Consider the following 24,341-nt stretch of genomic DNA (forward strand, 5'->3'; position numbering starts at 1 on the left):
TGCCCGGTGCGAAGTAGTGTTCTGGAGTCAGTTGCCGGTCTGCGAACTCTTGACCGGCGCTGGCAGCGGGGTGCTCGCGTGCAGCGCGGCGTACTGGCCGCTGGATGCAGCGAACGCGTCGACCGATTTCGCCCCGACCTTGATGACATTGAATCCCGCTGCGGGCTCGTCAACGATCTGCGTCGGGGCAAATGGATTCATGTTGTAGGACACTGCAGGAGCCATGAACACCGGGGTGCTCAACAGCTGGCTGGTGGACGCCTGATGGTAGTGGCCGCAAAGGATTGCACGGATATCGCTTCCGGCGGCGATGGCCGCCAGCTCCATCGGGTTCTCCAGCCCGCGGCCGGCGCGGGCTTCATTGGCGGCTTCCACCGGAGGATGGTGCAGCAGAAGCAGGGATCCGCGCGGCGCCGGAACCGCCAGCAGCGAGGCAAGCCAATCGAGCTGCCGCTGTTCCAAGCGTCCCCGGGCCAACTGGAATCCCCCGCTGTCCAAGCCGATAATCCGAAGCCCCAGGACCTCGTGCACCGTGTCGGCTGGATGCGGACCGGTGGACAGACGCCTGGTGTTGAAGGATTCTCCAATCGCGCCCAACGGATCATGGTTGCCCGGAACGGTGATGACCGGGCAATCCAGTTCGCGCTGGGCCTGGTTGAAGATCCCTGCGGCCCGCTCATGGATGTCCGAACCGCGGTCTGCGATATCGCCGGTCACCACAATGGCATCCGGATCCAGGCACGCGGCTGCTTCCAGCGCCTGTTCTGTTCGTTGCCACGAATCAATGGATCCGTGAAGCAGCTGCCCTTCGGGACGCAGGTGGGTGTCGCTCAATTGGATTATCGTCAGAGGTTCCATTTTTTCCTCCTTCACGGCTGCTGCATTTCATCCCATTGAACGCCGGGGTTCTGGCCAGCAGGTGAACAGGGCGTCGACGCCATATGAAGTCCTGAAGAATCGGGGTTTTGCCGATAATCGGACAAATGGGCCATGGAAGGCAGGTAAAACTGGCTGACACATGCTTTCTGGCGCATATGAACGGCGAGTAGCATCCAAAACGACTAATCTTAGAAGAGAAGATTTGAATCCACCGAGGAGCTATATCCATGACCGGCAGCAAAGTCGTCGCCTTTGGCCACTTCCAGCCAGAGCGCATCGTCCCTAACACCGAGCTGGAAAAGTTGGTGGAAACCAGTGATGAATGGATCACCCGACGTGTCGGCATCGAAGAACGCCGCTGGGGAACCGGTGTTGAAACCGTAGACTCCATGGCCATCAAGGCCGCAGAGATGGCGCTGGGCAACGCAGCTGGCATCAAGGCAGCCGATATCGACATGATCATCGTCGCCACCTGCACCGCTACGGACCGTTCGCCGAACATGGCCGCACGCGTAGCTAACGCCCTGGGCATGGACCAAGGGCCGGCAGCGGTGGACGTGAACGTGGCTTGCGCAGGCTTTGCCCACGCAGTTGGCCTGGCCCAGGGCGCCATTGCCGCTGGCTCGGCGACGAATGCCTTGGTTATCGGCTCGGAGATGCTCACCGACTACACCGACTTCACCGATCGCACCACCTGCGTGCTGACCGCGGACGGCGCTGGCGCTTTCGTGATCACCGCATCGGAAGACAACGGCATCTCGCCGGTGGTCTGGGGTTCGGTTCCATCCCTGTCCGATGCAGTGCGCATCGAAGAGGAAAACAACATGAAGTTCGCGCAGAACGGCCAGAGCGTTTACCGCTGGACCGTCACGCAGCTGCCGAAGATCGCTTCGAAAATCATCGACCGTGCCGGCATGAAGCCTGAGGCGCTGGATGCCATTGTCCTGCACCAGGCCAACCTGCGCATCATCGAGCCATTGGCAGAGAAGATCGGCGCACCGAACGCGCGCGTGGCCACCGATGTGGTGTACTCGGGCAACACTTCGGCCGCTTCGGTTCCGCTGGCCCTTTCCAAGTTGATGGCTTCGGATGAGCCATTGCCTTCGGGTTCCAAGGCGTTGCTCTTCGCCTTCGGTGGCGGCCTGGCTTACGCCGGCCAGATCATCACGATCCCTTAAGTATTTTCGCCATGAGTGGGCGCTACGGCATTTTGCCGTGGCGCCCACTAGTGCTTTAACGGCGCCTTCCGCATCAGCCTAAAAAGCTGCTCCGAACCCCTTGCAACAACGCGTTAGTGACTGCTAACGTATTTTTCATGCTTGATCTACTGGAAGTCGCTTCCGAGCCAACGCGCAGGCGCTTGATTCAGTTGCTGGGTTCCGGGGAACGCACGGTGACGGAACTGGCCGCGAACTTCGCCGTCAGCCGCTCCGCCATCTCGCAACACCTGCTGCTGTTGATTGACGTAGGACTGCTGCAAGCCCGCAAGGATGGCCGCAGCCGCTACTACTCGCTGGACCCTGCAGGCATCACGAAGCTCAAGGCCCTCCTTGACTCGTTCTGGAATACCGAACTCGACCTGCTCGTTGCCGAGGCCGCCGAATTGGCGTCGTTCAATGGGCCACCGCACCAGCCACCAGGAGAAAAGCCATGAGCTTTGAACGAACAGTCATCCTCCCCGTTGACGCCGACACCGCCTTTGCACTGGTCACCAACCCGGAACGCCTTCGCCGCTGGCAAACCGTTGCCAACCGCGTTGACCTGCAGACCGGCGGCAGCTACCGCTTCACCATGGGTCCGGGCCACCAGGCCTCGGGCACTTCACCGAAATCGAGCCCGGCAAGCGCCTGGTCTTCACCATGGGATGGGAAGGTTCGGATGCCGTTCCGCCCGGCGATTCGACGGTTTTCATCACCCTGGAACCGCTGGATCAGGGCACGGCCCTGACCTTGCGCCATGAGGGGCTGGACGCCGAGCAGTCCTCGGGCCACGCCGAGGGATGGAACCACTTCCTGGATCGGCTGAAGGAGTTTGCCGAAACCGGCGAAGCAGCCATCGACGAGTGGAACGCCGTGCCCGAGCCGCAGAATCCGATCGTTTCCGCCGAGGGCTCCGTGGCAGCCCTGCAGTTCATCCTGAACAACATCTGCGCAGCGGACCTGGCCAAAGCCACTCCCTGCTCCGAGTTCTCCGTGAGCGAGCTGCTGGATCACCTTGCGGGTTCGGTCTCGATGATCGGCGGTGCTCTGGGCGCTGCCGTATCCGATGACCCGGCCCTGGCGCCGGAAGCACGCATCGCCAACCTGGTGCAGCCGACCCTGGAGGCTTTTGCCGCTCGCGGCGTTGCCGGCGAGATTGATCTCGGATTCGCTGTCATGCCGGCTTCAGTGGTTGCCGGGATCCTGAATCTGGAACTGATGGTTCACGGGTGGGACTTCGCCCAGGCGACCGGCCAGGAGTTCGCGATCCATCCTGGCCACGCGGAATACGTACTGGGCTTGGCACGCAAGACTGTGGGACCGGCTCAGCGCACCTCCGGTTCCTTCGCGGAAGAAACCATGGTCGCCGAATCCGCCAGCAGCCTGGATCGCCTGATTGCGTTCACCGGCCGCGTTCCCGCAGGAGCCTGAGGACCTCCCATGGTTGACGTCTCCACGAGCATCGCTATCGACCGGCCACGTTCGGTGGTGGCCGGCTACGCGATGAACCCGCTGAACGCTCCAGCGTGGTACCGGAATATCCACTCGGTGCGCCGGCTGGATCCCCATGGCTTCGGCCTCGGATCACACACCGCCTTCGAAGCCAGGTTCCTTGGACGGAAGCTTTCCTACACCTACGAAGTCACCAGGTTCGCGGAGAACGAGGAACTGGTCATGGCCACCGCGCAGGGCCCGTTTCCCATGCGCACCACCTATCGCTTCGAAGCGATAGGGCCAACGGCGACCCGGGTCCACCTGCGCAACGACGGCGAGCCAACTGGCTTCGGCAAACTGGCCGGCCCGCTGATGGAAATGATGATGCGGCGAGCCAATATGGCTGATCTCCGGGCGCTGAAAAGCATCCTGGAGAAAGACTGAGGACCAGCGGCGAACACCGCGGATACCTTGCCTGTGGCATCGTGTCCGCGGTGTTCGCGCGTCACTGACCTGAGCATTCCCGATTGCTCCAGTTCCCGACTTGACGTTAAGTGGATCACACCCCAGACTGGTACACGTGAACCTGTCTGACAGCTGGACACCCGGACAGCAACCGATCGAACGACGATCCGCTGCCGAAGGCGTCTTCCATGCACTCCGCCTAGCCATTGAAGCCCAGGAAATCGCCATCGGCGCGAAACTGGGATCCGAAGCTGCCCTCGCGGCCGACTACGGCGTGAGCCGCTCGGTCATCCGCGAAGCGCTGCGCTCCTGCGCGGCCCTGGGCCTGACCCGCACCGAAACCGGGCGCGGCACCTTCGTGGTCTCCCACCGGCCCACCCGCGAGCTGAAACTGGGCACGTTCTCCTCCGACGACCTGCACGAAGCCCGTCCGCATATCGAGATCCCGGCTGCCACCCTCGCCGCCACCCGGCGCACCGCCGAGGACCTGGAGCGGATCAGCGGGCTGATCGAGGCGATGGAGCAGGAAGACGACCCGGCAGCCTGGGTCGAGCTGGACGCCGCCTTCCATGCCGCGATCGCCCAGGCCAGCGGCAACTCGGTGTTCTCCAAGGTCGTCGCGGACATCCGCGAGGCCATGGCCCGCCAGTCCGAGACCGTGAACCTGGTTGCCGGCCGCCGGTCGCCGTCGAACTCGGAGCACCAGGAAATCTACCAGGCCATCGCCGCCCAGGACCCGCAAGCGGCCAACAATGCGATGGCCAAGCACCTCAATGCGGTGCAGCAAGCAGTATCCACCATAGTCAGGAGCAAGAAGTGACCCCCGCCGATCCCCAGACCCTGCGCGCTTCGCTGGTCGTTGAGGCACTGCCGCAGCACGAACCGCTGGTCATCGCCACCCGCGGCGAGGCCGTGGAGTCCATCCACTACGGCTCGGCCGTGCTGCTGGATCCCGCCGGCTCCATCGCCGCCAGCCGCGGCGATGCCCAGGCCGCGTTCTACCCGCGCTCGGCGCTCAAGCCGCTGTTCGCCGTGGGCATGCTGCGCGCCGGACTGCAGCTCGACGACCAGCAGCTGGCCTTGGCCTCGGCCAGCCACTCCGGGAGCCCGCGCCACCTGCAGGTCGCCGAATCCACGCTGGCCGCCGCCGGCCTGGACCACACAGCGCTGCGCAATTCCACCGACCTGCCCTACGGCGTTGCCGAGCGCCAGGACTACCTGGCCGCTGGCGGCAAGGCCACCGCGCTCGCGCAGAACTGCTCGGGCAAGCACGCCGCACTGGCGGCCCTGTGCGAGCTCAAGGGCTGGGACACCGCCAACTACCTGCACGACGAGCGCCTCCTGCAGCTGCTGCAGGACACCGTGGAGGATCTTTCGGGCGAACAGATCTCCGGGGTGAGCACCGACGGCTGCGGCACCCCGGTCTACCGGATGACCCTGGCCGGATTGGCCCGCGCCTTCGGCAAGCTGGCCAGCGCCGCGCAAGGCACCGCCGAGGCACGCGTGGCCGCGGCAATGGCCGGCTACCCGGAACTGGTAGCCGGCGTTGGCCGCGATGTCACCGCCCTGATGCGCGCGGTGCCCGGCTCCGTGGCCAAGGACGGTTTCGAGGGCATCCAGGCCGTGGGCCTGCCCGATGGCAGCGCGCTGGCCGTGAAGATCGCCGACGGCTCGGACCGCGCCCGGATGCCGATCACCGCCAAGCTGCTCGCCGAGCACCTGGGCTCCGAGGCCGCATTGGCCCTTGAACCGCTGGCTACCAGCCCGGCCTTTGGCGGCGGTGCGCCCGTGGGCCTGCTGGCCGCACTGTAATTTTTTCCGTTCCAACCATTTCAACGAATCCTGGAGAAGAATCCACCATGCCTGAAACCTTGCTCAGCGGCCAGACCCGCAGCGAGCATGACCTGATCGGCGACCGCGATATCCCGGCGGATGCCTACTGGGGCGTGCACACGCTGCGCGCCAAGGAGAACTTCGACATCACCGGCACCGAGCTGTCCGGCAACCCGCACCTGATCCGCGCATTGGCGCGCGTGAAGCAGGCCGCGGCGCGTGCCAACCACGAGCTGGGGCTGCTGGACGCCCAGCGCGCGAACGCCATCGACCAGGCCTGCGAGGCCATCGCCGGCGGGGCGCTGCATGGGCAGTTCATCATCGACCCGATCCAGGGCGGGGCCGGCACCAGCACCAACATGAACGCCAACGAGGTCATCGCCAACCTGGCGCTGGAAATCCTGGGCCATGCCAAGGGCGAGTACCAGCACCTGCACCCCAACGACCACGTGAACCTCTCGCAGTCCACCAACGATGCCTACCCGACCGCGGTTAACATCGCCACGCACTTCGCCACCCAGCCGCTGCTGGCAGCCATCGAGGTGCTGCAGGATTCGTGCATCGCCAAGGCCGCCGAGTTCCGCACCGTGGTGAAGATGGGCCGCACCCAGCTGCAGGACGCCGTGCCGATGACCGTGGGCCAGGAGTTCCGCGGCTGGGCCGTGACCCTGGGCGAGGACCGGGCGCGGCTGGAAGAATCGCTGTGCCTGGTCACCGAGATCAACCTCGGCGCCACCGCCATCGGCACCGGGCTGAACGCCCCGGCCGGCTATGCCGAGGCCGCCTGCCGCCACCTGCGCGAGCTGACCGGCCTGCCGCTGACCACCAGCCCGGACCTGATCGAAGCCACTTCGGATGTGGGCGCGTTCGTGCACCTCTCGGGCGTGCTCAAGCGCGTGGCGCTGAAGATCTCCAAGATCTGCAACGACCTGCGCCTGCTCTCCTCCGGTCCGCGCGCTGGCCTGAACGACCTGCAGTTGCCGGCCGTGCAGTCCGGCTCCTCGATCATGCCCGGCAAGGTCAACCCGGTGATCCCGGAAGTGGTCAGCCAGATCGCCTACCAGGTGGTGGGCCACGACTTGACCGTGACCATGGCCGCCGAGGGCGGGCAGCTGCAGCTGAACGCCTTCGAGCCGGTGATCGTGCACTCCATCGGGCTCTCCCTTAAGCACCTGGCCAACGGCTGCCTGACCCTGGCGCACAAGTGCATCGACGGGATCACCGTGGACGAGCAGGCGCTGCGCCGCGAGGTGGAGAACTCCATCGGCCTGGTCACCGCGCTGAACCCGCGGCTGGGCTACGCGGCATCCACCTCGGTGGCCCTCGAAGCGCTGCACACCGGGCGCGGCGTGGCCGAGCTGGTGCTCGAACGCGGCCTGCTCTCGGCCGAAGACCTCAATGAGTTGCTCTCCCCCGAGCGCCTCGCCAACCTCACCGACTAGATCCGAGGAATCATATGGATAATTCCACTCCGCACGCCACCGCGGCGCACGTCCCCGATGCCGCGCTGACGGCCGGCGACAACGATTACCACAAGGGCCTGTCCTCCCGGCAGATGCAGATGATCGCCATTGGCGGCGCCATCGGCACCGGGCTGTTCATGGGTGCCGGCGGCCGGTTGGCCGAAGCCGGACCGGGCATTGTCATCAGCTACGCAGTCTGCGGCTTCTTCGCCTTCCTGATCCTGCGGGCGCTGGGCGAACTGGTCATGCACCGCCCGTCCACCGGTTCCTTCGTGTCCTACGCCCGCGAGTTCTACGGCGAGAAGGCGGCCTTCGCCACCGGCTGGCTGTACTGGTTGAACTGGGTAATGACCGCCATTGTCGATATCACCGCGGTGGCCCTGTACATGGGCTTCTTCGGCAAGTACGTGGGGTGGATCAGCTCGGTGCCCCAGTGGCTCTGGGCGCTGCTGGCGCTGGCCGTGGTGCTGGCCATGAACCTGATCTCGGTCAAGGCCTTCGGCGAGATGGAATTCTGGTTCGCACTGGTCAAGGTCGTGGCCCTGGTGGCCTTCCTGATCATTGGCTGCTACTTCGTCATCTTCGGCACGCCGCTGGCAGGACATGAGGTCGGCTTCTCGCTGCTCAGCTCCAATGGCGGGCTGCTGCCCAATGGCCTGCTGCCGGTGCTGGTGCTGATGCAGGGCGTGGTCTTCTCCTATGCTTCCATCGAGCTGATCGGCACCGCCGCGGGCGAAACGGAGAATCCGGAAAAGGTCATGCCCAAGGCGATCAACACCGTGATCATCCGCATCGCCGTATTCTACGTCGGCTCGCTGGTGCTGCTCTCGCTGCTGCTGCCCTACACCGCGTACAGCGCCGGGGAATCGCCGTTCGTGACCTTCTTCGGATCCATCGGCGTGCAGGGCATGGACGTGGTGATGAACCTGGTGGTGCTCACCGCGGCGCTGTCCTCGCTGAACGCCGGGCTCTACTCCACCGGGCGCATCATGCGCTCCATGTCATTGAACGGCTCGGCGCCGAAATTCGCCGGGCGGATGAACAAGGCCGGGGTTCCCTACGGCGGCATCGTGATCACCGCTGTGGTGGCCGTGTTCGGCGTGGTGCTCAACGCCGTGGTCCCGGCCAAGGCCTTCGAGATCGTGCTGAACTTCGCGGCCATCGGCATCATTGCCTCCTGGGGGATGATCGTGCTGTGCCAGATGGCGCTGGTGAAGTCCGCCAAGCGCGGCGAGCAGCAGCGCCCCGGCTTCCGGATGCCGCTGGCTCCGGTCTCCGGCTGGGTCACCCTGGGCTTCCTGGCCCTGGTGCTGGTGATGATGGCCTTCGATAATCCCATCGGCACCTGGACCATTGCCTCGCTGGTGGTCATCATCCCGTTGATCATCGGCGGCTGGTACTTGTGCCGCGGACGGATCAACGAGATCGCCAAGGCGCGGCTGCACAACGAGCAGCCGGCCAACCAGCGGTAGCAGGATCCCGGGACCGGCCCGGAAGCAGCCTCGAGCTGCTTCCGGGCCGGTCCTTTCTTGCGTGCCGGGCTTGGCCTAGCCCTTGGCCGGCTGGACGCTGAGCAGGATTTCGCGCACCAACGCATATTCCTGGGTATCCAGGAATTGCTGCGCCTGTTGCTTCACCGGGTCATCCGGGACGCCATGGTCTTCCAGATAGTCCTCTTCGACCCACATCATCGGCGACTGCTCGCCGACCTTGAAGAAGTTCAGATCCGGGTTCTCATTGCGCTGGGCGAGCACTTGGTCATCGACCAGGGCAATATCGAACCCGGAATCCTTCTCGCCATCCTCCTGGCTGGTCGATTCCCAGAACTCGGCAATGAAGCTGGCGGGATGGAAGCCGGTGCCAGCTCCGGGGTCCGGCAGCTCTTCGCGCTCCAGTAGCTCCCGCTCGTACAGCGACATGTCCCCATCCGGCGAGGTTGCCGTGGTGGGGATCAGCGTGAGCACATGCTTGCCCTGCGCGTCCTTGATCTCCCATTCATCCCATTCGGTGCATTCACCCTCGCAGTCATCCCCGGTGGCGGTCCACTGCTCCGGGGTCATGAACTGGATGCCATGCACTTCATGCTCCTGGCTCAGCTCGGGCGCCGCCGTGCTTGGCGCATCCGGGCTTTCGGCGCCTGGCGATGGGCTGGATTCGGGACTCGAAGCCTCCGGCGAGCTGGCACTTGCCGATGGCGATGCGCCGCTTGGCGCAGGTTCCTGGCTGGGTGTCGAGTCCGGCTGGGCTCCCTGGCAGGCAGCCAGCATCAGGGCTGCTGCGCACATCATCGGGAGCGCGCCGAGACGGGTTCTGGCACGGTTCATCTTTTCCAACTCCTTGATCCATGATCCGGTCATGCAGCTGACATCGCGAGCTCCCCCATTGAATTCATCCTCCACTCAATTGCAGGTTTTTCCAATGGCGGCGGCATCACGCCTTGGTTGCAAGTTGTCCCGATCTTGTTGCCGATGCCGGGTAATTTTCGATTTCCGGTAGTGCCCAGCCGCGAACAGTGGCAAGATATGTGAAGTGGAACACTCTAAGCATTCATTTCATAATTTAGATTCATTTATCGGCCTGGGCCGCCTCGGCGGCCTGGCGCTCTCCCCCGACGGCACCAAGCTCGTCACCACCCTCAGCGAACTTTCCGAGGACGGGACGAAATACGAAAGCGCCCTTTGGTCGCTGGATCCCAAAGGCGAAGCACCAGCACGCAGGCTGACGTTCGGCGAGCACGGCGAATCGCAACCGCAGTTCACCGCCAACGGCGACCTGCTCTTCGTGGCCAAGCGCTCGTCGAAGGAAGACGCCAAGGCCGAAGGCTGGATCCTGCCGGTAGCAGGAGGCGAAGCCCGCTCGGTGATTTCCCACCCTGCCGGGGTGCAGTCCTTGCGGATCTGCCAGCAGTCCCCGCAGACCATCGTGCTGCGCACCTCGGCTTTCTCCCGCGCCAAGGACCTGGACGCCGAAGCGGCACTGCGCACCGGCCGCAAGGACAAGAAGGTCTCGGCGATCCTGCACACCGGCTACCCGGTCCGCTACTGGGACGAAGATCTGGGCCCGTCCACCCCGCACTACTACACCGGGTCCCTGCCGGGCCTGCAGGACGCCACCAGTACCCAGCTCACCGACCTCACCCCGGGCATCGGCGCGAATCTGGAGGATACCTCCTACGACGTTGCTTCCAATGGCAGTTTCCTGGTCACCGAATGGCAGGTTCCCGAAGGCCGGGCTTCCTCAGCCCCGGGAGTGATGCGCATCGACCTGCACACCGGCGCCCACGAAATGCTGCTGGCCCCCGACGACACGTACGAATATACGCTGGGCAAGATCAGCCCGGATTCAACCCAGCTGGCCTACGCCCGCTGGGAGCGTTCCACCGCCGATACCGCCCCGGTCTTCGAGTTGTGGCTGATGGATCTGGCCGACGGCGCCACCCACCGGATCGCCGCCGGCTGGGACCGCTGGGTCAATGACCTGCAGTGGGTTCCCAACGGGCGCTCGCTGCTGCTGACCGCCGATGACAACGGCCACGCCCCGGTCTTCCATCTGAGCCTGTACAACGACAAGATCACCCGGCTCACCGATGACGGCGCGTACACCGATCTGGCCATCAGCAGCGACTCGCGTACCGCCTACGCGCTGCGTTCCAGCTACCTGTACCCGGCCGAACCGGTAGCCATCGACCTGGCGCATACCGGGGACCTGGAGCAGGGCGAATTCGCGGCCTTGACCGAACTGCGCTCCCCGGTCTCCCGCCCTACCCTGCCCGGAACGCTCACCGAGGTCTCAGCCACCGCCGAAGACGGGTCGAACATCCGCGCCTGGCTGGCCCTGCCCGCCACCGCTTCTGCCGCCGACAAGGCGCCGCTGCTGCTGTGGATCCACGGCGGGCCGCTGGGCTCGTGGAATGCCTGGAGCTGGCGCTGGAGCCCGTGGCTGCTGGTGGCCCAGGGCTATGCCGTGCTGCTGCCGGATCCGGCCCTGTCCACCGGCTACGGCCAGGAGTTCATCCAGCGCGGCTGGGGCCGCTGGGGCCAGGAACCGTACACGGACCTGCTGGCCATCACCGATGCCACCGAGGCGCGGCCGGACATCGATGAAACCCGCACCGCCGCCATGGGAGGCTCCTTCGGCGGCTACATGGCCAACTGGGTGGCTGGGCACACCGACCGCTTCAAGGCCATCGTCACCCACGCCAGCCTGTGGGCGCTGGAAGGCTTCGGCAAGACCACCGACGCCGCGTTCTACTGGACCCGCGAGATGAGCCCCGAAATGCGCGAGCAGAACTCGCCGCATCATTCGGTGGGCAGCATCGTCACCCCGATGCTGGTCATCCACGGCGACAAGGACTACCGGGTGCCCATCGGCGAGGGCCTGCGCCTGTGGTACGAGCTGCTAGCCGATTCGGGGCTGCCCCAGAAGGAAGACGGCAGCACCGAGCACCAGTTCCTGTACTTCCCGGATGAGAACCACTGGGTGCTGTCCCCGCAGCACGCCAAGATCTGGTACCAGGTAGTCACCGAGTTCCTCTCCCAGAAGGTGCTGGGCAACGCGCCGCAGGAACTGCCCGAGCTGCTGGGCTAGAACCGCGCAGTGCCGGACTGCCGGGGCGGAGTCATTTCTGTCCCGGCAGTTCCACTGGCGCTGGAGCATCTCCCCCGGCACCGCGGCTGGCCAGCACCAGCGCCTTGGCCCGCCGCGCCACGTCGGCATCGCGTTCGCCCAGCAGCGCTACCAGCCGGGCCAGATGCGCCGCGCGCTGGGCATAGCCGGCGGCAAGGCGCTGGCCCAGGGTCATCGAGGACAATTCCTGGGCTTCGCGCCAAGCCATCATCAAGGCCCGCTCGAACAATCGCTGCCCTGCCTCGTCCGCATTCGGGGCCGCGGTCGCGCCGAGCACGGCCACCGCATTGATCTGCGAATCCTCCAAGCCCATGGCCAGCTCCTCCAGCTGCCGGCGCGATTGCTGGACCGATCGCGAGCCGCGGGAGAACCTGGTCAGCTGCGTGCTCGCCCCGAGCAGGTACTGGATCACTTGGACCACATTGATCACCGTGAAGAACAGCATGAACACGAGCATCCAGTACAGCAACGTGGTGTTGTAGTCCGGCTGCTCATAGCCGGCCCGCTTGAGCACCACGGCGAAGTCCTCGGCCGTGCCGGCAACTTCCATGGCAGGATAGCTCGACTCGTAGATGCTTCCATGATCCCACCCGCCGGTCGTTCCCCAGGAGGCGGTTCCGCTGATGACCGCTCCGGAAATCAACCCGGGCATGATGCCCTTGCCGGCATCCGTGATCAGCAGCGGGATGATCGTCAGGTCCTCGGCCAGCTCGCCGTTGGAAGGATCCGCGCGATCAGAGTATTCGTCCTTGATCCGCAAGATCGCCGAGCGCACGCTCTCAGGTGTCGACTCGCGGAAGTCATAGCCTTCGACCTCCTTGATGTCCAAGTAGGCCTCCGCATCGCGCACCGCGACCAGGATCTGCTGCGGGGTGTCGAAGTCCTCTTCCATGTACCGGCGGATCTCTGCCTCATCTACCAGCTGCCCCTGGTCATCGATTTCAAGTTCCATCCCCCGGCCGGACCCCTCATAGGTGCGTTCGGGCTCGTTGGATATCGAGGAGACGATGAGCCCCGAGGCTATCAGGCTGGCCACCAGCAGGGCCGCGAGCAGTCCGGCGGTCCAGACCCGGCGCCGCTTGGACGGTTCATCGCCAGCTGCCTTGCGGGTGCCGGCGAAGCGGGCCAGCATGCGCTGCCAGGCTGCTCGTTTGCCCAGCGTCCCTCCGGCGACCTGGTCGGTCTGCATCGTGTCACCGAGCACCCCGCGGGCCAGCGCATTCGCCATGGCGATCTGCTGCAGCGCACCCTGCTTGGTTGCCGGCGGGAGCCCCAGGCTGGCGCGCAGCTCATTGTGCTGGCTGCCGATCTGTGGCACGTCCTGCTTCAGGCCCCGCGGATAGCGGCGCAGCCGGGTGGCGATTTTCCCGGCAAGCTTGGCCAGCCGCTTTTCGGCCTCGGACCAGCGCTCGATGGCCGTGCGCTGGCCGGTGTCGCCATGGGCGGTGTTGAGCAGTTCGCCCAGGGCGCTGCGGAAGTTCTCCAGATCCCCGCCGGCCACCATGGTGCCGGGAGCCGTTTCCAGCCGGATCAGCAGCGCCGTGGCCGCATCGTTGATCGGAGAGCTGAGCTTGTCGAAGGTGGACGCGGTGCCGGCCAGGCGCGCATGCACCGAGCCGGCACCCATCAGCGAGTCGGCCAGTTCCGTCAGCTTGCGCGCGTCGGCCTCGAAAGCGGCCAGTTGCTGCCCGGTGCTCTTTTCCAGGCACTCTGCGCGCGTGAACAGCGAGTGCACCAAGGGCTCTTCGCGGCGGGCGGCCTCCAGGGACAGGGATTCGAGCTGCCGCCACGCCTTGGTGAATCCGGCTGGGCGGCGCGATGGGTCGGTGGCTTGGTAGGTGGCTTCCAGCGCTTCGAGATCCAGGACCACGCGGGCCAGCTTGCGCTGCGCCGCGGCCAGCCGCCGGTGCCGGGATGCCCACCGGGAGCGGAAGCGAAGGGCGCTGGCCAGGAACGCGGCGGTGAGCATGGCGCTGGCGCCGACCACGGCAAACCAGAAGATCGCCGAGTTGCTGGGCGAATCATCCAGCAGCACGGCGGCGGTATGCGCGGCGGCCACCACCGCCTTGGGTCCGTGGCCTACCGACACGTTCTTGACGAAGGCATCCTCGATATCGAAGCGCAGGTCGGTGTGCGCGTCATCGGACGCGGCCAGATTCCGGTCCAGACCCACCCCGGAGAAGCGCTGCTCGGCATCGCTTTGCCCGGAATCCCGGTTGTCCATCTTGGTCGAGACGATGATCTGGTTTTCGGGCACTTCTCCGCGCAGCAGTTCATCACCCGTTAGCCAGCGTTCGGCGACGACCAGTTCCAGCGGGGCCGTGGCCCGCACTGGGTGCCGGGCCAGCTCGGCGTCCACCGTCTGCTGGGTGATATTGAAAGGGTTCTCGCCCTGGACAACCACTTTGACCTCATAGGGTGCCGGGACGTTGGCTGCCTGCACTGCCAGCACGGCGCGCACGCCCAGGGCCGTGGTCACCAAAGCCATGGCAATGGCGGCGATGGCAGTCCAATGGAAGGGGCGGCGCAGGCGCCGCCCGGTCGAATCATGCATCAAGCGGGCAGGCATCAGCAGGCCTCGCTTCCCGGCAAGAAATTTCTGAGCACCGCCATGGGATCATGCTCCAGCGCATCGGCGGCCGGTTGCTTGCCTGCCATCCGCTCACCCAGCCCTTGCGGGACCTTGAGCCGTGCCTGCCCGGCTTGCTCCAGCGCATCGCGCAGCACGCTATCGAGCTCGTCGCGCAGCTCCCATAGCCGCTCAAGGATTCCAGGAGCATCCTCCGCCCCGGTGCCCCGCCGGCCCACCCGGGTTCGCAGCAGCTGCAGCTCATCGGCATGGGTGATGATCACGGTGCGCGCGGCCTGGGCGCAAGCCAGTTGCCCGGCACCGGGAAGATCGAGGAACAGCGCCAGGTCCTCCAGCCGTGCACGGTGGTATTCGAAAATCCGGTTCCAGGACTCGCGCGAATCCCGTGGCCGTACCGTGAAGGCGTGGGCCAGCTGCACCGCTCCGCGCAGCAGCGAGAGCTCGTGCTCGCGGTCGCGCAGCTGGGCCAGCTGCGCTTCGGAGACCTGCTGCGGCTGCAGGGAATCCGGGTCCGTGTCCAGTGCGCGCAAGGCGCCTTGCTGGGAGCCGGCCCGTTGCCTTTCAAGTTCTGCCATGACCTGCGCCAAGCGGCTCTCCCGCGTCAGGCCGGGATCGGGCACCGGATGGCGGCCCAGGTAAATGCTTGCTCGCTGGATCCGTGATTCGAGCAGCTCGGCCTCCTTGTTGCGATCGGCGGCGGCTGCCTGCCGGGCCTTGCGGCGCTTGGCACGCCAGGCCCATGCGAGCAGGAACGCAATGGCCGCGGCGAGCGCGCCCACGGCGATCACCTTGGCCAGTGTCCGGTCAGGCGGTGCCTGCAGCTGCTGCGTGGTGGCCAGCGCGACGGCGGTGATCCCCGCGGTGTAATCCCCGGCGGCGAACTCTCCCTGCCCTGCCTCCAGGATCCGCTGCTGGCTTCCCGGTGCGGTTTCGCGCACGTCGCGCCCGGGATCCACGGCGATGTCCACCGGATCCCCGGCTTCCCGGGGAAGCATCACGCCGATGGCGATCCAGCCTTCCCCGACATAGCCCAGGGTCTTTCCGTTCTCCAGCCAGTCATCGCTCAGCGCGTCGCTGTCGCCGAACATCAGCATCCCGCGCACCAGCTGGCCGGCGCCCTTGAGATTGTTGGGTTCCTGGTCCACCCCGAGCAGGATTTTCGCATCTTGGCCATCGACAGCCGCCCGGACCTGATCCATGATTCTTTCTGAATCCACATCATCGAGCGCCGCGTCGGTGACCGCCAGATAGAAGTTCCCCTCTTGGGAGCTCACCGAAGGAATGCGGACGGTGCCTTCGTCTTCGGAATCCCCGCCGGGTGTCGCCGAGGGGTAGACCGGTGCCGGCGATGGCGCCTCTGATTGGGCGGCTTGCGCGCTTGTCAAGGACGGGATGCTGCCCGCGCCGAGGCCAGGTCCGAGGCAGACCGCGAGCATGCTTGCCAGCAGGGCCCTGCGTGGTACCGGCGGTCCGAGGCGGCGGGGACGAGTCATGGAAACTACTGTATCAACAGGGGTTCGACTAATCCGGCTTCACGTGGAACAGCACGCATCTACCCGGTCAGCGGATCCCACCTGCTCCCCACCTGCCAGAGCTTGTCCGGATTCGAAACCTGCAAGATCGTTCGGATGGATCCCTCGGCCACTTCGATCGCGACCACGTCCTGCCGGTCCGCCAGCCTGAAGAGCAACGCAGGCTCCCCATTGACTCGGCCCATGAAGACGGTTCGCCCGGGATTCTTCCGCTCCACGCCCATCAGGAAGCGGGCGATGCGATGCGCTCCGATCACCGGGTTCAACGCGGCCCTGACCTTGCCGCCGCCATCGGAGTAGAGCACCGCGTCCTCGGCCAGCAAGCTGACCAGTTCCCCGGCATCAGCCGCGCGGATGGCCTCAACGATCTTCGAGAGCAGGGCTGACAATTGACCCGATTCCCTGCTTGGCGCCCGGGCCTGCCCGAGTTTCCGGCTGGCCCGGCTCAGCAGCTGCCGTGCCGCCGCAGGCGAGATCTCCAGAACCTCGGCAATGCGCACCGAGGTATACCCCAGCGCATGGTGCAGAACGTAGGCTGCTCGGGATGGGGCCGAGAGTTCTTCGAGCAGGAAGAGCACGCCCATGCGCAGCATCGACGCGGTGACGGCTGCATCCTCGGGAAGCTCCTGCTGGTCCACCGGCTCGGGTAGCCATGAACCGGCATACTCTGTCCGCTGGTGCTGCGCCGAGCGCAGGACGTCAATGGCCCGGCGCGTGGTCAGCGTGGTGAGGTACGCCGGCCAATTGCGCACCTGCTGCGCGGCCGCTGGATCGAGCTTGAGCAGATTCTCGCCCACTTCGCTGACGACGTCTTCGGCCTGCGCCCAGGCTCCGAGCATGTTGTAGGCCAGGACCGTCAGCCGGCGCCGCTGCGAGTTCCACTGCCCGAGTGCGGCAGATTCCCTTGGTTCTTCCACGCGCCTGATTCTACCTGCGGGTCCTGGCACTATCAGCGCACCGGGGGTTCGAGCTGGGTGGTGATAGCGATGCGGTTCCAGACATTGATCGTGGCGATGGCCAGGATCAGGTTGCCCACCTCTTCTTCGCTGAATTCTTCAGCGGCGCTGTTCCACACCTCGTCACTCACCCCGTGCTGCGGGTCCAGCCGGGTGACCGCGTCGGTCAACCGCAGTGCGGCACGTTCGGCATCGCTGAATAATGGCGAATCGTTGTAGGCGGCCACGGCAAAGAGCTTCGCGGCGGAAATCCCCATCTCCAGTGCGTCATGGGAGTGCATGTCGGTGCAGAAGGAGCAGCCGTTGATGATCGAGGCGCGCAGCTTAACCAGTTCGTATAGTTCCTTGGGCAGCGATTGGCCGGCATAGGCTTCCAGTCCCAGTACCGCGGCGTAGCCCTTCTTGTGGGTCTTGCCCAAATTCATGCGCATGCTTTGCTCCAGTTTCCTAGTCGTTTCCCGGGCAGTGTGCTGCCCTTCAAAAGTACGTCGGATCCGGAGCTTAAACTGTGACACCCCAAGGAAAAACTTTTTCAGGAGTTTTCCTTGGGGTGTCCGCCTCAGTCGCCTAGTCCAGCAGCATCGCCGGTTCCTGCAGGATCGACGCCACGTCGGCCATGAAGCGGGCCGAGAGGTCGCCATCAACCACGCGGTGGTCGAAGGAGCCGCCCAGGGTGGTGATCCAGCGCGGGACCACTTCGCCGTCGATGACCCATGGCTTCTGGCGGATCGTGCCGAAGGCAACGATGGCTACTTCGCCCGGGTTGATGATCGGGGTTCCGGTGTCGATGCCCAGCGCGCCGATGTTGGTGATGCTCAGCGAGCCATCGCGCATGTCCTCGGGACGGGTCTTGCCGGCACGCGCGGTGGTGGCCAGATCGTTCAGGGCGATGGCCAGTTCCTTCATGTTCAGGTTCTGGGCGTCCTTGATATTCGGCACCAGCAGGCCGCGCGGGGTGGCTGCGGCGATGCCCAGGTTCATGAAGCGCTTCTGGTGGATCTCGGCGCCGTTTGCGGTTTCCACCCAGCTGGCGTTCACCGAAGGGTTGCGGGCCGCCGCCCAGATCACGGCACGGGCCAGCACCAGCAGCGGCGAGACCTTGATGCCCTCGAAGTCGCGGGACTTCTTCAGGCGCTGCACGTATTCCATGGTTCGGCTGGCATCCACATCCACGAAGATCGAGACATGCGGTGCGGTGAAGGCCGAGTCGACCATGGCCTTGGCGGTGGCTTTGCGCACGCCGCGCACCGGGGTGCGTTCCACGCGGGCATCGGCCAGCTGGCCGTGGGCCCAATAGGTTGGCGCCGCTGCATGCTCGGCTTCGCGCTGGGCCTGGTAGCTATTGACGTCTTCGCGGGTGATCTCGCCCTGGTTGCCGGTGCCCACCACGTCGTTGATGTCGATGCCCAGCTCCTTGGCCAGCCGGCGTACCGGCGGCTTGGCCAGCACGCGGTCCACGAAGCTCGCCACCGCAGGCTTGCGGCGGTCGACTTCGCGGGTCACCGCGGTACCCAGGGACTGCGCGCGGCGCGAGATGGTCTCGGCCAAGGCGGAGCCGGAGGCGCGCACCGCTGCGGTTCGCGCACCGGCCGTCGAAGGAGCGGGGCGGGTGGTGCGTGCCCGGCGCACCGAGGCATCAGCGGTGGGGCCCGATCCGACCAGCGGGCCGGGTTCCTCCGAGGCCTGCGGTGCGGCGGTGCTCAGGGCTTCGGCTGCTTCGGGCACGCCGGTTGGAGGTGCCGCGTTGCCTTCTTCATCGATGGTGATCAGCGGGTTGTCCACGAGTACGGTATCGCCCTCGGCCGCGTGCAATGCGGTGACCACCCCGGCGAAGGGGCAGGGCAGCTCGACCAGCGACTTCGCGGTTTCGATTTCCACGAAAATCTGGTTGACCTCAACGGTGTCGCCCACCTTGACCTTCCAGGAGGCGATATCCGCTTCGGTCAGGCCTTCGCCCACATCGGGGAGATTAAAGACTGTCATTACTACTCCTTGGATTCCGCTTAGTAAGCGAAAGACCGGTCGAGGGCTTCAAGCAACTTGTCGATGTCCGGCAGGTACTGGGACTCCACCTTCGAAATCGGGTAAGGCATGTGGAATCCGCCCACGCGCAGCACTGGGGCTTCCAGCGAGAGGAAGGCGCGCTCGGTGATGCGGGCCGCGATTTCGCCGCCCAGGCCGCCGAAGGTCGGCGCTTCGTGGGTGACAATCAGCCGGCCGGTCTTCTGCACCGATTCGGTAATGGTGTCGAAATCGATCGGCGACAGCGAGCGCAGGTCGATGACCTCGATGGACCGGCCATCTTCCAGCGCGGCATCAGCGGCAGCCAGGGCGATCGGCACCAGCGGGCCGTAGGCGACGATGGTCGCGTCGGTGCCCGGGCGAACCACCTGCGCCTTGAAGGCATCCAGCGCCGGGGTTTCGGTATCGACCTCGCCCTTGAGCCAGTAGCGGCGCTTGGGCTCGAAGAAGATCACCGGGTCCTGGCAGCTGGCTGCCTGCTGGATCATCCAGTAGGCGTCATGCGCGTTGGACGGGGTGATGATGCGCAGGCCCGCGGTGTGGGCGAACAGCGCCTCCGGGGATTCGGAGTGGTGCTCGATGGAGCCGATGCCGCCGCCGTAAGGGATGCGGATGACTACAGGCGTGGTCAGACGCCCCTCGGAGCGGGCGTGCATCTTGGCCAGCTGGGTGGTGATCTGGCTGAAAGCCGGGAAGACGAAGCCGTCGAACTGGATTTCCACCAGCGGGCTGAAGCCGCGCAGGGCCATGCCCACGGCGGTGCCGACGATGCCGGCCTCGCCCAGCGGCGAGTCGATGACGCGGTGCTCGCCATACTTGTCGATCAGCCCGTCGGTGATGCGGTAGACGCCACCGAGGCGCCCGATGTCCTCGCCCATCAGCAGAGACTTGCCATTGGACTCCAGCACCTTGTCCAGGCCGCTGGTAATGGCCTTGGCCAGGGTCATTGTGGTGGTCATTTAGTGCTCTCCCTCAGCCGCATCGGCGAATCCTGCTTCGTATTCCAGATGCCAGGCCAGTTCTTCCTGGATCAGTGGATGCGCTTCGGCGTAGACCTGCTCGAAGGACTTGGCCAGCGGCGGGACAGGGAAGGCCATGGCGTCTTCGCGGACCTTGGCAGCCATCGCATCAGCGTCGGCGGCCAGCTGCTCGAAGTAGGCGTCGTCAACCAGGTTGTTCTCGCGCAGGTAGGTTTCCAGGCGGATCAGCGGGTCCTTCGGGGCCCACTGGGCCTCTTCTTCGCTCATGCGGTATTTGGTTGGATCATCGGCGGTGGTATGCGCGCCGAGGCGGTAGGTGACGGCCTCGATGAGGACCGGGCCCTTGCCGCTGCGTGCGTGTTCCAGCGCCCAGCGGGTGACCGCCAGAACGGCCAGCACGTCGTTGCCATCCACGCGCACTCCCGGCATGCCGTAGCCTGCGGCGCGGTTGACCAGCGGCACCTTGGACTGGACCTCGAAAGGAACGGAGATCGCCCACTGGTTGTTCTGGCAGAAGTAGACCACCGGTGCGTTGAAGGAGCTGGCGAAGACCATGGACTCATGGGTTTCGCCCTCGGTGGAGGAGCCATCGCCGAAGTAGGCGACTACGGCGTTGCCCTCCTTGGCGCGACGGGCTTCATCCCAGCCGCGCTGTTCCATGTTCAAAGCCATTGCATAACCGGCGGCATGCGGCATCTGCGCTGCAAGCACCATGGTGTACATGTGGAAGTTGTTTTCCCGGGGATCCCAGCCGCCTCCGGAGATGCCGCGGAACAGGCGCAGCATTTCGGAGAAGGAGACATCGCGGGTCAGTGCCACACCGTGCTCGCGGTAGGTGGGGAAGATGTAGTCGCTTCGGCGGGTGGCACGGCCGGAACCGATCTGCGCCGCTTCCTGCCCGCGCAGCGGAACCCAGAGGCACAACTGGCCCTGGCGCTGCAATGCTGTGGCCTCTTGGTCGAATCGACGGGTCAATGCCATGTCGCGGTAGAAGCCGCGAAGCATGTCATCATCAACGTCACCCAGATACGCATCGTACGTTCCATGGGACTGACGCTGGCCGTCCGGAGTCAGGATCTGAATCAGATCCGGCTCCGTCGCCTCGGTCGCAGCACGCGTCATTTATCATCCTTCGGTCATAAATATGCCCCACACGGAATACATTCCGCATGGGACATATACGGCTTGTCTAATTTCTAAGCCTATAGGCACTGACCGCTAAAACGCGAGAAATCAGCACCAGTTGCCCCTATGCCAGGTCTAGTGATTCCTTGCACAGTTCAATAAAACGATCGTTTGCTTCAACTTCGCCGATGGAGACGCGCACTCCTTCGTTCGAGAAGCCGCGCACCGACAGCGCCACGGCGTTTGCCCGCTCGACGAACTCATCGGTATTTTCGCCCAGCGGAAGCCAGACGAAGTTCGCCTGGGTGGAAGGAATCTTCCAGCCCTGCCCGGACAGGGCCGAGGCAACTCGTTCGCGTTCCATGACCAAGCCCTCAACGCGCTCAAGCACCTGGTCGATGTGGGCCAGCGAAGCGACCGCGGCATCCTCGGCCACGCTGGAGACGGCAAACGGGGTGGCCACTACGCGGATGTTATCGGTGATCTCCGGGTGAGCCACCGAGTAGCCCACCCTGAGATTCGCCAGGCCGTGAGCCTTCGAGAAAGTGCGCAGGAGAACCACATTTTCGTTCTCGTTGTAGGTATGGATGCCATCCACCGATTTCTCGTCGCGGACGAACTCGGTGTAGGCCTCATCCAGGACAACCAGCACGTTCTTCGGAACCCGTGCCAGGAAGTCATCGACTTCGGCCTGGCTGAGTACCGGACCGGTGGGGTTATTCGGTGTGCACAGCAAGATGACTGAAGTATTCTCGTTCACCGCTGCGATCATGGATTCCAGATCGTGGCGCCCGTCTTCCAGCAACGGGATTTCAACGGGCAGCGCACCGGCAGTCTGCACGAGGATTGGGTAGGCCTCGAAGGAACGCCACGCATAGATGACTTCATCCTGGATGCCGTCTTCGTTCTGGCCCGCGAAGGCGTTCAGGATCTGCACCAACGCGCCAAGGGAACCGGCCCCGGTCACGATGTCTTCCGCAGGAACGTCCAAGTACTCGGAAAGTGCTTCGCGCAGCTTGGTCGATAGCGGATCAGGGTAGCGATTCAGGCTGGACTGCTCCACGACCGCCCGATGCACAGCGTCCAAGGGACCGAAGGGAATTTCATTCGATGACAGCTTGTAAGCTCTCGCGCCTTCAATAGGGGCAGGCGGCTTGCCCGCAGCGTATTTGGGCAAACGTGCAACTACAGAGCGTGGCTGCACCTGATCTTGGGTCACCGGGTTCTCAGTCATACCTCAAAGCCTAGCCCTCACTAAGGGTTTAGCGATATCTCCGGTTCATCCTAATCCCAGATTTCTATGCCAAAGTTAAGGCATGAGCTTTCTGATTCGAGTCATCGTCAATGCGCTTGCCCTCGCCGCCGCCGTCTGGATTGTGCCCGGCCTCAAGATCGTCGCGGCCGGCGAAGGTGCAGTAAGCACGGTCATCGCCTATTTGGCGGTTGGCGCAATCTTCGGATTGGTCAACGCCTTGGTCCGTCCGATCGTCAAGCTGTTCTCCTTGCCAATCACCTGCCTCACCTTGGGCTTGTTCACTATCGTGATTAACGCCCTGATGCTCCTGCTGACTTCATGGCTGACGACCTTCACCCCGATTGAACTGGTCATCGAGCAGTTCTGGTGGGATGCCATCGCCGGCACGATTATCATCTCCATCGTCTCTGCGGTCCTCGGATTGTTCGTCAAGAGCGAGAACGAGTAAGCGGTATTCGACGCAGTACAAGAAGAGGACGGCATCCGACAGGTGCCGTCCTCTTTCGTTAATATCCGATTCGCCGCCCCCGATCAGCGTCCCATCTTCTGCCCTGATCCACAGCACCATTCATCAGCACGGTGATACCCGGTGATGCTGATCCGGCCGGCTGGTTGCAGTTCTTGAGCGCTTTAGTGGCGTGGTGCCATGTGCTTGAGCCGCTCCTTGTCTTCTTCCTTCAAGGGCGGACGTTCTTTTTGCTTGCGCTCCAGCTTGAACATGCGGATTTTCAGCGGGGATTCGGGAAGGTAGAACTGCTTCAGATGCTCTCTGATTTCCAGTTTCGGGTCCTCATCGAGTTCCAGGAGGTGGTCACCGTAATTCTTGAGATGATGCGACGGGCCAAAGAGCCCGTCTTCGGGCAAGATGTCCTGCATGTGCTCGCGCGGACCTGGGAAAGTGGTGGTGTAATGCTCGCCCTTGCGGGGATTGGGTCCGCCATCGGTGCCGGGCACCATATCTTTTCGGTCTTCTACGGATAGGCTGCGGATATCCTCTGGCAGATCAATAGTGCCGATGGGAGAACCAAGGGTCAGCACCTTGTTCAGCTTGTACTTGCGCTTCAAGAACTTGTTCTTCGTCAGCTGGGCTACGTGAATGCCTCCTTGCGAGTAGCCGGAGAGGATTACTTCATCGCCCTCTTTCGCTCCGCTGAGCCTTAATGCTTCATCGAGCGGTTCCACAAAATTCTCGGATTCCACCCCGAAGCCGTCAGCGATGCCTTCCGGGCCGAAAGGCGAAGGAACTTCGGCGTCATCCTGCGTCCCCGGAAAGAGCGCGATATAAGTATCATCGTCAGCTTCGACGATCATGATCTTTCCGTTGTTCTCCGTGCCTTCGCCCTCCAGCTTTTCGTGCAGCTGGAAATAGCTTCTCATCTTGCCATCCAGTTCAACCGTCTGAGCTGGATCTTGCCCTGCGAGCTCTATTTCGGTATTCCGGTTTGACCCCAGCAGCCGCATAATCCGCGACAGCGACTTGGCGGTACCTTCGATTTGCTCGGTCAAGGTCATATTCGGCGCCAAGGGCCAGTGCGGGATGTAGGACATCAGCAAGCGCAAAAAGGTCTCCATGCTTTCCCTCGGCGGACGCCAGCCGTTATCGCGGGTCTTGGATATGAAGTCCCCGACCAGTACTGCGCTGGTGCTTACGAGCATCATCCGTTCAACTGCGGCTTCGGCAACCTCATAATTCCGCATGGCCGCAGAGACCTTTCCGGTAAGTTCGAACGCTGTGATTTCGCCTTCCCTGGCCTGCTGATAGCTGTCTCTGATCAAATCGCCTAGATGCCCGATGCCATAGCCCCTGGCTTCAATGCCTGCCGCCATGCACTGCAGATTCAGGTCCCCCTGGCAACTGTCCGCAGCGTGCGCGGCCCTGAGTAAAGCGTCGGATATGCCATTGATGTCGCGAGCAACCCGCTGGCAGATTTCCCCTGCCTGGGCGTAATCCGGCTCGTTGTAATTGACTTCATATCCCATGG

Annotated in this window: 21 protein-coding genes and 1 pseudogene; 11 read left to right on the top strand and 11 right to left on the bottom strand. The window is 64.2% G+C overall.

Annotated elements, in window-relative coordinates; all coding sequences use genetic code 11:
* Nucleotides 1-27 precede the first annotated feature (27 nt).
* A complete protein-coding gene (locus ACFVHU_RS06615; protein ID WP_332498835.1) occupies nucleotides 28-858 on the bottom strand; it encodes a metallophosphoesterase in 831 nt (276 codons plus the stop codon).
* A gap of 248 nt (nucleotides 859-1,106) precedes the next feature.
* Between ACFVHU_RS06615 and ACFVHU_RS06620 the strand changes: the two genes are divergently transcribed.
* The 9 genes and pseudogenes from ACFVHU_RS06620 to ACFVHU_RS06660 all read left to right on the top strand — a co-directional run bounded on the left by ACFVHU_RS06620 (nucleotide 1,107) and on the right by ACFVHU_RS06660 (nucleotide 8,745).
* Nucleotides 1,107-2,057, top strand: a complete 951-nt coding sequence (locus ACFVHU_RS06620) for a beta-ketoacyl-ACP synthase III (protein ID WP_332498834.1) — start codon at nucleotides 1,107-1,109, stop codon at nucleotides 2,055-2,057.
* A gap of 137 nt (nucleotides 2,058-2,194) precedes the next feature.
* Nucleotides 2,195-2,533 (top strand): helix-turn-helix transcriptional regulator, encoded by a 339-nt coding sequence (locus ACFVHU_RS06625; RefSeq protein ID WP_105656228.1) that lies wholly within the window; start codon nucleotides 2,195-2,197, stop codon nucleotides 2,531-2,533.
* A pseudogene (locus tag ACFVHU_RS06630) lies at nucleotides 2,530-2,855 on the top strand (SRPBCC domain-containing protein); the annotation flags it as partial. The gene ACFVHU_RS06625 and the pseudogene ACFVHU_RS06630, both read left to right, overlap by 4 nt.
* Before the next feature lie 138 nt (nucleotides 2,856-2,993).
* Nucleotides 2,994-3,509: a TIGR03086 family metal-binding protein gene (locus ACFVHU_RS06635; protein ID WP_388023797.1), complete on the top strand. Its 516-nt coding sequence runs from the start codon at nucleotides 2,994-2,996 to the stop codon at nucleotides 3,507-3,509.
* Nucleotides 3,510-3,518: 9 nt separating this feature from the next.
* Complete coding sequence (locus tag ACFVHU_RS06640; RefSeq protein ID WP_332594985.1) at nucleotides 3,519-3,956, top strand: SRPBCC family protein; 438 nt, start codon at nucleotides 3,519-3,521, stop codon at nucleotides 3,954-3,956.
* Nucleotides 3,957-4,092: 136 nt separating this feature from the next.
* A complete protein-coding gene (locus ACFVHU_RS06645) occupies nucleotides 4,093-4,797 on the top strand; it encodes a FadR/GntR family transcriptional regulator (protein ID WP_105656225.1) in 705 nt (234 codons plus the stop codon).
* Nucleotides 4,794-5,789 (top strand): asparaginase, encoded by a 996-nt coding sequence (locus tag ACFVHU_RS06650; protein WP_286172202.1) that lies wholly within the window; start codon nucleotides 4,794-4,796, stop codon nucleotides 5,787-5,789. The genes ACFVHU_RS06645 and ACFVHU_RS06650 overlap by 4 nt, the downstream gene beginning before the upstream one ends.
* A gap of 47 nt (nucleotides 5,790-5,836) precedes the next feature.
* A complete protein-coding gene (locus ACFVHU_RS06655) occupies nucleotides 5,837-7,252 on the top strand; it encodes an aspartate ammonia-lyase (RefSeq protein ID WP_388023305.1) in 1,416 nt (471 codons plus the stop codon).
* 14 nt (nucleotides 7,253-7,266) lie between these two features.
* The gene (locus ACFVHU_RS06660; protein WP_105656223.1) at nucleotides 7,267-8,745 is read left to right on the top strand and encodes an amino acid permease; all 1,479 of its coding nucleotides are present in this window, start codon (nucleotides 7,267-7,269) and stop codon (nucleotides 8,743-8,745) included.
* A gap of 75 nt (nucleotides 8,746-8,820) precedes the next feature.
* On the opposite strand, the gene ACFVHU_RS06665 is transcribed toward ACFVHU_RS06660, so the two are convergent.
* Nucleotides 8,821-9,597 carry a hypothetical protein gene (locus ACFVHU_RS06665; protein ID WP_388023308.1) on the bottom strand — a complete coding sequence of 259 codons (777 nt, stop codon included), beginning with the start codon at nucleotides 9,595-9,597 and terminating at the stop codon, nucleotides 8,821-8,823.
* A 205-nt stretch (nucleotides 9,598-9,802) separates the two neighbouring features.
* Here ACFVHU_RS06665 and ACFVHU_RS06670 point away from each other — a divergent pair, with 205 nt between their 5' ends.
* Nucleotides 9,803-11,860, top strand: a complete 2,058-nt coding sequence (locus ACFVHU_RS06670) for a S9 family peptidase (protein WP_388023310.1) — start codon at nucleotides 9,803-9,805, stop codon at nucleotides 11,858-11,860.
* 31 nt (nucleotides 11,861-11,891) lie between these two features.
* Here ACFVHU_RS06670 and ACFVHU_RS06675 read toward each other — a convergent pair whose 3' ends face one another.
* The 8 genes from ACFVHU_RS06675 to ACFVHU_RS06710 form a co-directional block, all read right to left on the bottom strand.
* Nucleotides 11,892-14,468 carry a hypothetical protein gene (locus ACFVHU_RS06675; protein WP_388023313.1) on the bottom strand — a complete coding sequence of 859 codons (2,577 nt, stop codon included), beginning with the start codon at nucleotides 14,466-14,468 and terminating at the stop codon, nucleotides 11,892-11,894.
* On the bottom strand, nucleotides 14,468-15,982 hold the full coding sequence (locus ACFVHU_RS06680; RefSeq protein ID WP_388023315.1) for a hypothetical protein: 1,515 nt from the start codon (nucleotides 15,980-15,982) through the stop codon (nucleotides 14,468-14,470). The genes ACFVHU_RS06675 and ACFVHU_RS06680 overlap by 1 nt, the downstream gene beginning before the upstream one ends.
* A gap of 59 nt (nucleotides 15,983-16,041) precedes the next feature.
* A complete protein-coding gene (locus tag ACFVHU_RS06685) occupies nucleotides 16,042-16,938 on the bottom strand; it encodes a sigma-70 family RNA polymerase sigma factor (RefSeq protein ID WP_388023318.1) in 897 nt (298 codons plus the stop codon).
* Nucleotides 16,939-16,970: 32 nt separating this feature from the next.
* Nucleotides 16,971-17,408, bottom strand: coding sequence for a carboxymuconolactone decarboxylase family protein (locus ACFVHU_RS06690; RefSeq protein WP_332489305.1), 438 nt, complete (start codon nucleotides 17,406-17,408; stop codon nucleotides 16,971-16,973).
* Nucleotides 17,409-17,544: 136 nt separating this feature from the next.
* Nucleotides 17,545-18,960: a dihydrolipoamide acetyltransferase family protein gene (locus ACFVHU_RS06695; protein ID WP_332731564.1), complete on the bottom strand. Its 1,416-nt coding sequence runs from the start codon at nucleotides 18,958-18,960 to the stop codon at nucleotides 17,545-17,547.
* 20 nt (nucleotides 18,961-18,980) lie between these two features.
* Nucleotides 18,981-19,958 (bottom strand): alpha-ketoacid dehydrogenase subunit beta, encoded by a 978-nt coding sequence (locus ACFVHU_RS06700; RefSeq protein WP_133834092.1) that lies wholly within the window; start codon nucleotides 19,956-19,958, stop codon nucleotides 18,981-18,983.
* Nucleotides 19,959-21,101, bottom strand: coding sequence for a pyruvate dehydrogenase (acetyl-transferring) E1 component subunit alpha (gene pdhA / locus ACFVHU_RS06705; protein WP_105656216.1), 1,143 nt, complete (start codon nucleotides 21,099-21,101; stop codon nucleotides 19,959-19,961).
* Nucleotides 21,102-21,228: 127 nt separating this feature from the next.
* Entirely contained in the window at nucleotides 21,229-22,338 is a 1,110-nt protein-coding gene (locus tag ACFVHU_RS06710) for a histidinol-phosphate transaminase (RefSeq protein WP_332489307.1), read from the bottom strand.
* A gap of 82 nt (nucleotides 22,339-22,420) precedes the next feature.
* On the opposite strand from ACFVHU_RS06710, the gene ACFVHU_RS06715 reads away from it, so the two are divergent.
* A complete protein-coding gene (locus ACFVHU_RS06715; protein WP_105656214.1) occupies nucleotides 22,421-22,807 on the top strand; it encodes a phage holin family protein in 387 nt (128 codons plus the stop codon).
* A gap of 182 nt (nucleotides 22,808-22,989) precedes the next feature.
* Here the strand turns inward: ACFVHU_RS06715 and ACFVHU_RS06720 are convergent, their stop codons facing one another.
* Nucleotides 22,990-24,339, bottom strand: coding sequence for a hypothetical protein (locus tag ACFVHU_RS06720; RefSeq protein ID WP_388023324.1), 1,350 nt, complete (start codon nucleotides 24,337-24,339; stop codon nucleotides 22,990-22,992).
* Nucleotides 24,340-24,341: the final 2 nt, after the last annotated feature.

Origin of the sequence: Glutamicibacter sp. NPDC127525 (genome assembly GCF_042672105.1) — a bacterium.
In the GTDB taxonomy this organism is placed as follows: domain Bacteria; phylum Actinomycetota; class Actinomycetes; order Actinomycetales; family Micrococcaceae; genus Glutamicibacter.

What these genes read in the sequence shown, in the direction of transcription:
- ACFVHU_RS06615 (WP_332498835.1), bottom strand. Translation starts at nt 858, where the DNA reads ATGGAACCTCTGACGATAATCCAATTGAGCGACACCCACCTGCGTCCC.
- ACFVHU_RS06620 (WP_332498834.1), top strand. Translation starts at nt 1,107, where the DNA reads ATGACCGGCAGCAAAGTCGTCGCCTTTGGCCACTTCCAGCCAGAGCGC.
- ACFVHU_RS06625 (WP_105656228.1), top strand. Translation starts at nt 2,195, where the DNA reads ATGCTTGATCTACTGGAAGTCGCTTCCGAGCCAACGCGCAGGCGCTTG.
- ACFVHU_RS06640 (WP_332594985.1), top strand. Translation starts at nt 3,519, where the DNA reads ATGGTTGACGTCTCCACGAGCATCGCTATCGACCGGCCACGTTCGGTG.
- ACFVHU_RS06655 (WP_388023305.1), top strand. Translation starts at nt 5,837, where the DNA reads ATGCCTGAAACCTTGCTCAGCGGCCAGACCCGCAGCGAGCATGACCTG.
- ACFVHU_RS06660 (WP_105656223.1), top strand. Translation starts at nt 7,267, where the DNA reads ATGGATAATTCCACTCCGCACGCCACCGCGGCGCACGTCCCCGATGCC.
- ACFVHU_RS06665 (WP_388023308.1), bottom strand. Translation starts at nt 9,597, where the DNA reads ATGAACCGTGCCAGAACCCGTCTCGGCGCGCTCCCGATGATGTGCGCA.
- ACFVHU_RS06675 (WP_388023313.1), bottom strand. Translation starts at nt 14,468, where the DNA reads ATGCCTGCCCGCTTGATGCATGATTCGACCGGGCGGCGCCTGCGCCGC.
- ACFVHU_RS06680 (WP_388023315.1), bottom strand. Translation starts at nt 15,982, where the DNA reads ATGACTCGTCCCCGCCGCCTCGGACCGCCGGTACCACGCAGGGCCCTG.
- ACFVHU_RS06690 (WP_332489305.1), bottom strand. Translation starts at nt 17,408, where the DNA reads ATGCGCATGAATTTGGGCAAGACCCACAAGAAGGGCTACGCCGCGGTA.
- ACFVHU_RS06695 (WP_332731564.1), bottom strand. Translation starts at nt 18,960, where the DNA reads ATGACAGTCTTTAATCTCCCCGATGTGGGCGAAGGCCTGACCGAAGCG.
- ACFVHU_RS06700 (WP_133834092.1), bottom strand. Translation starts at nt 19,958, where the DNA reads ATGACCACCACAATGACCCTGGCCAAGGCCATTACCAGCGGCCTGGAC.
- pdhA (WP_105656216.1), bottom strand. Translation starts at nt 21,101, where the DNA reads ATGACGCGTGCTGCGACCGAGGCGACGGAGCCGGATCTGATTCAGATC.
- ACFVHU_RS06710 (WP_332489307.1), bottom strand. Translation starts at nt 22,338, where the DNA reads ATGACTGAGAACCCGGTGACCCAAGATCAGGTGCAGCCACGCTCTGTA.
- ACFVHU_RS06715 (WP_105656214.1), top strand. Translation starts at nt 22,421, where the DNA reads ATGAGCTTTCTGATTCGAGTCATCGTCAATGCGCTTGCCCTCGCCGCC.
- ACFVHU_RS06720 (WP_388023324.1), bottom strand. Translation starts at nt 24,339, where the DNA reads ATGGGATATGAAGTCAATTACAACGAGCCGGATTACGCCCAGGCAGGG.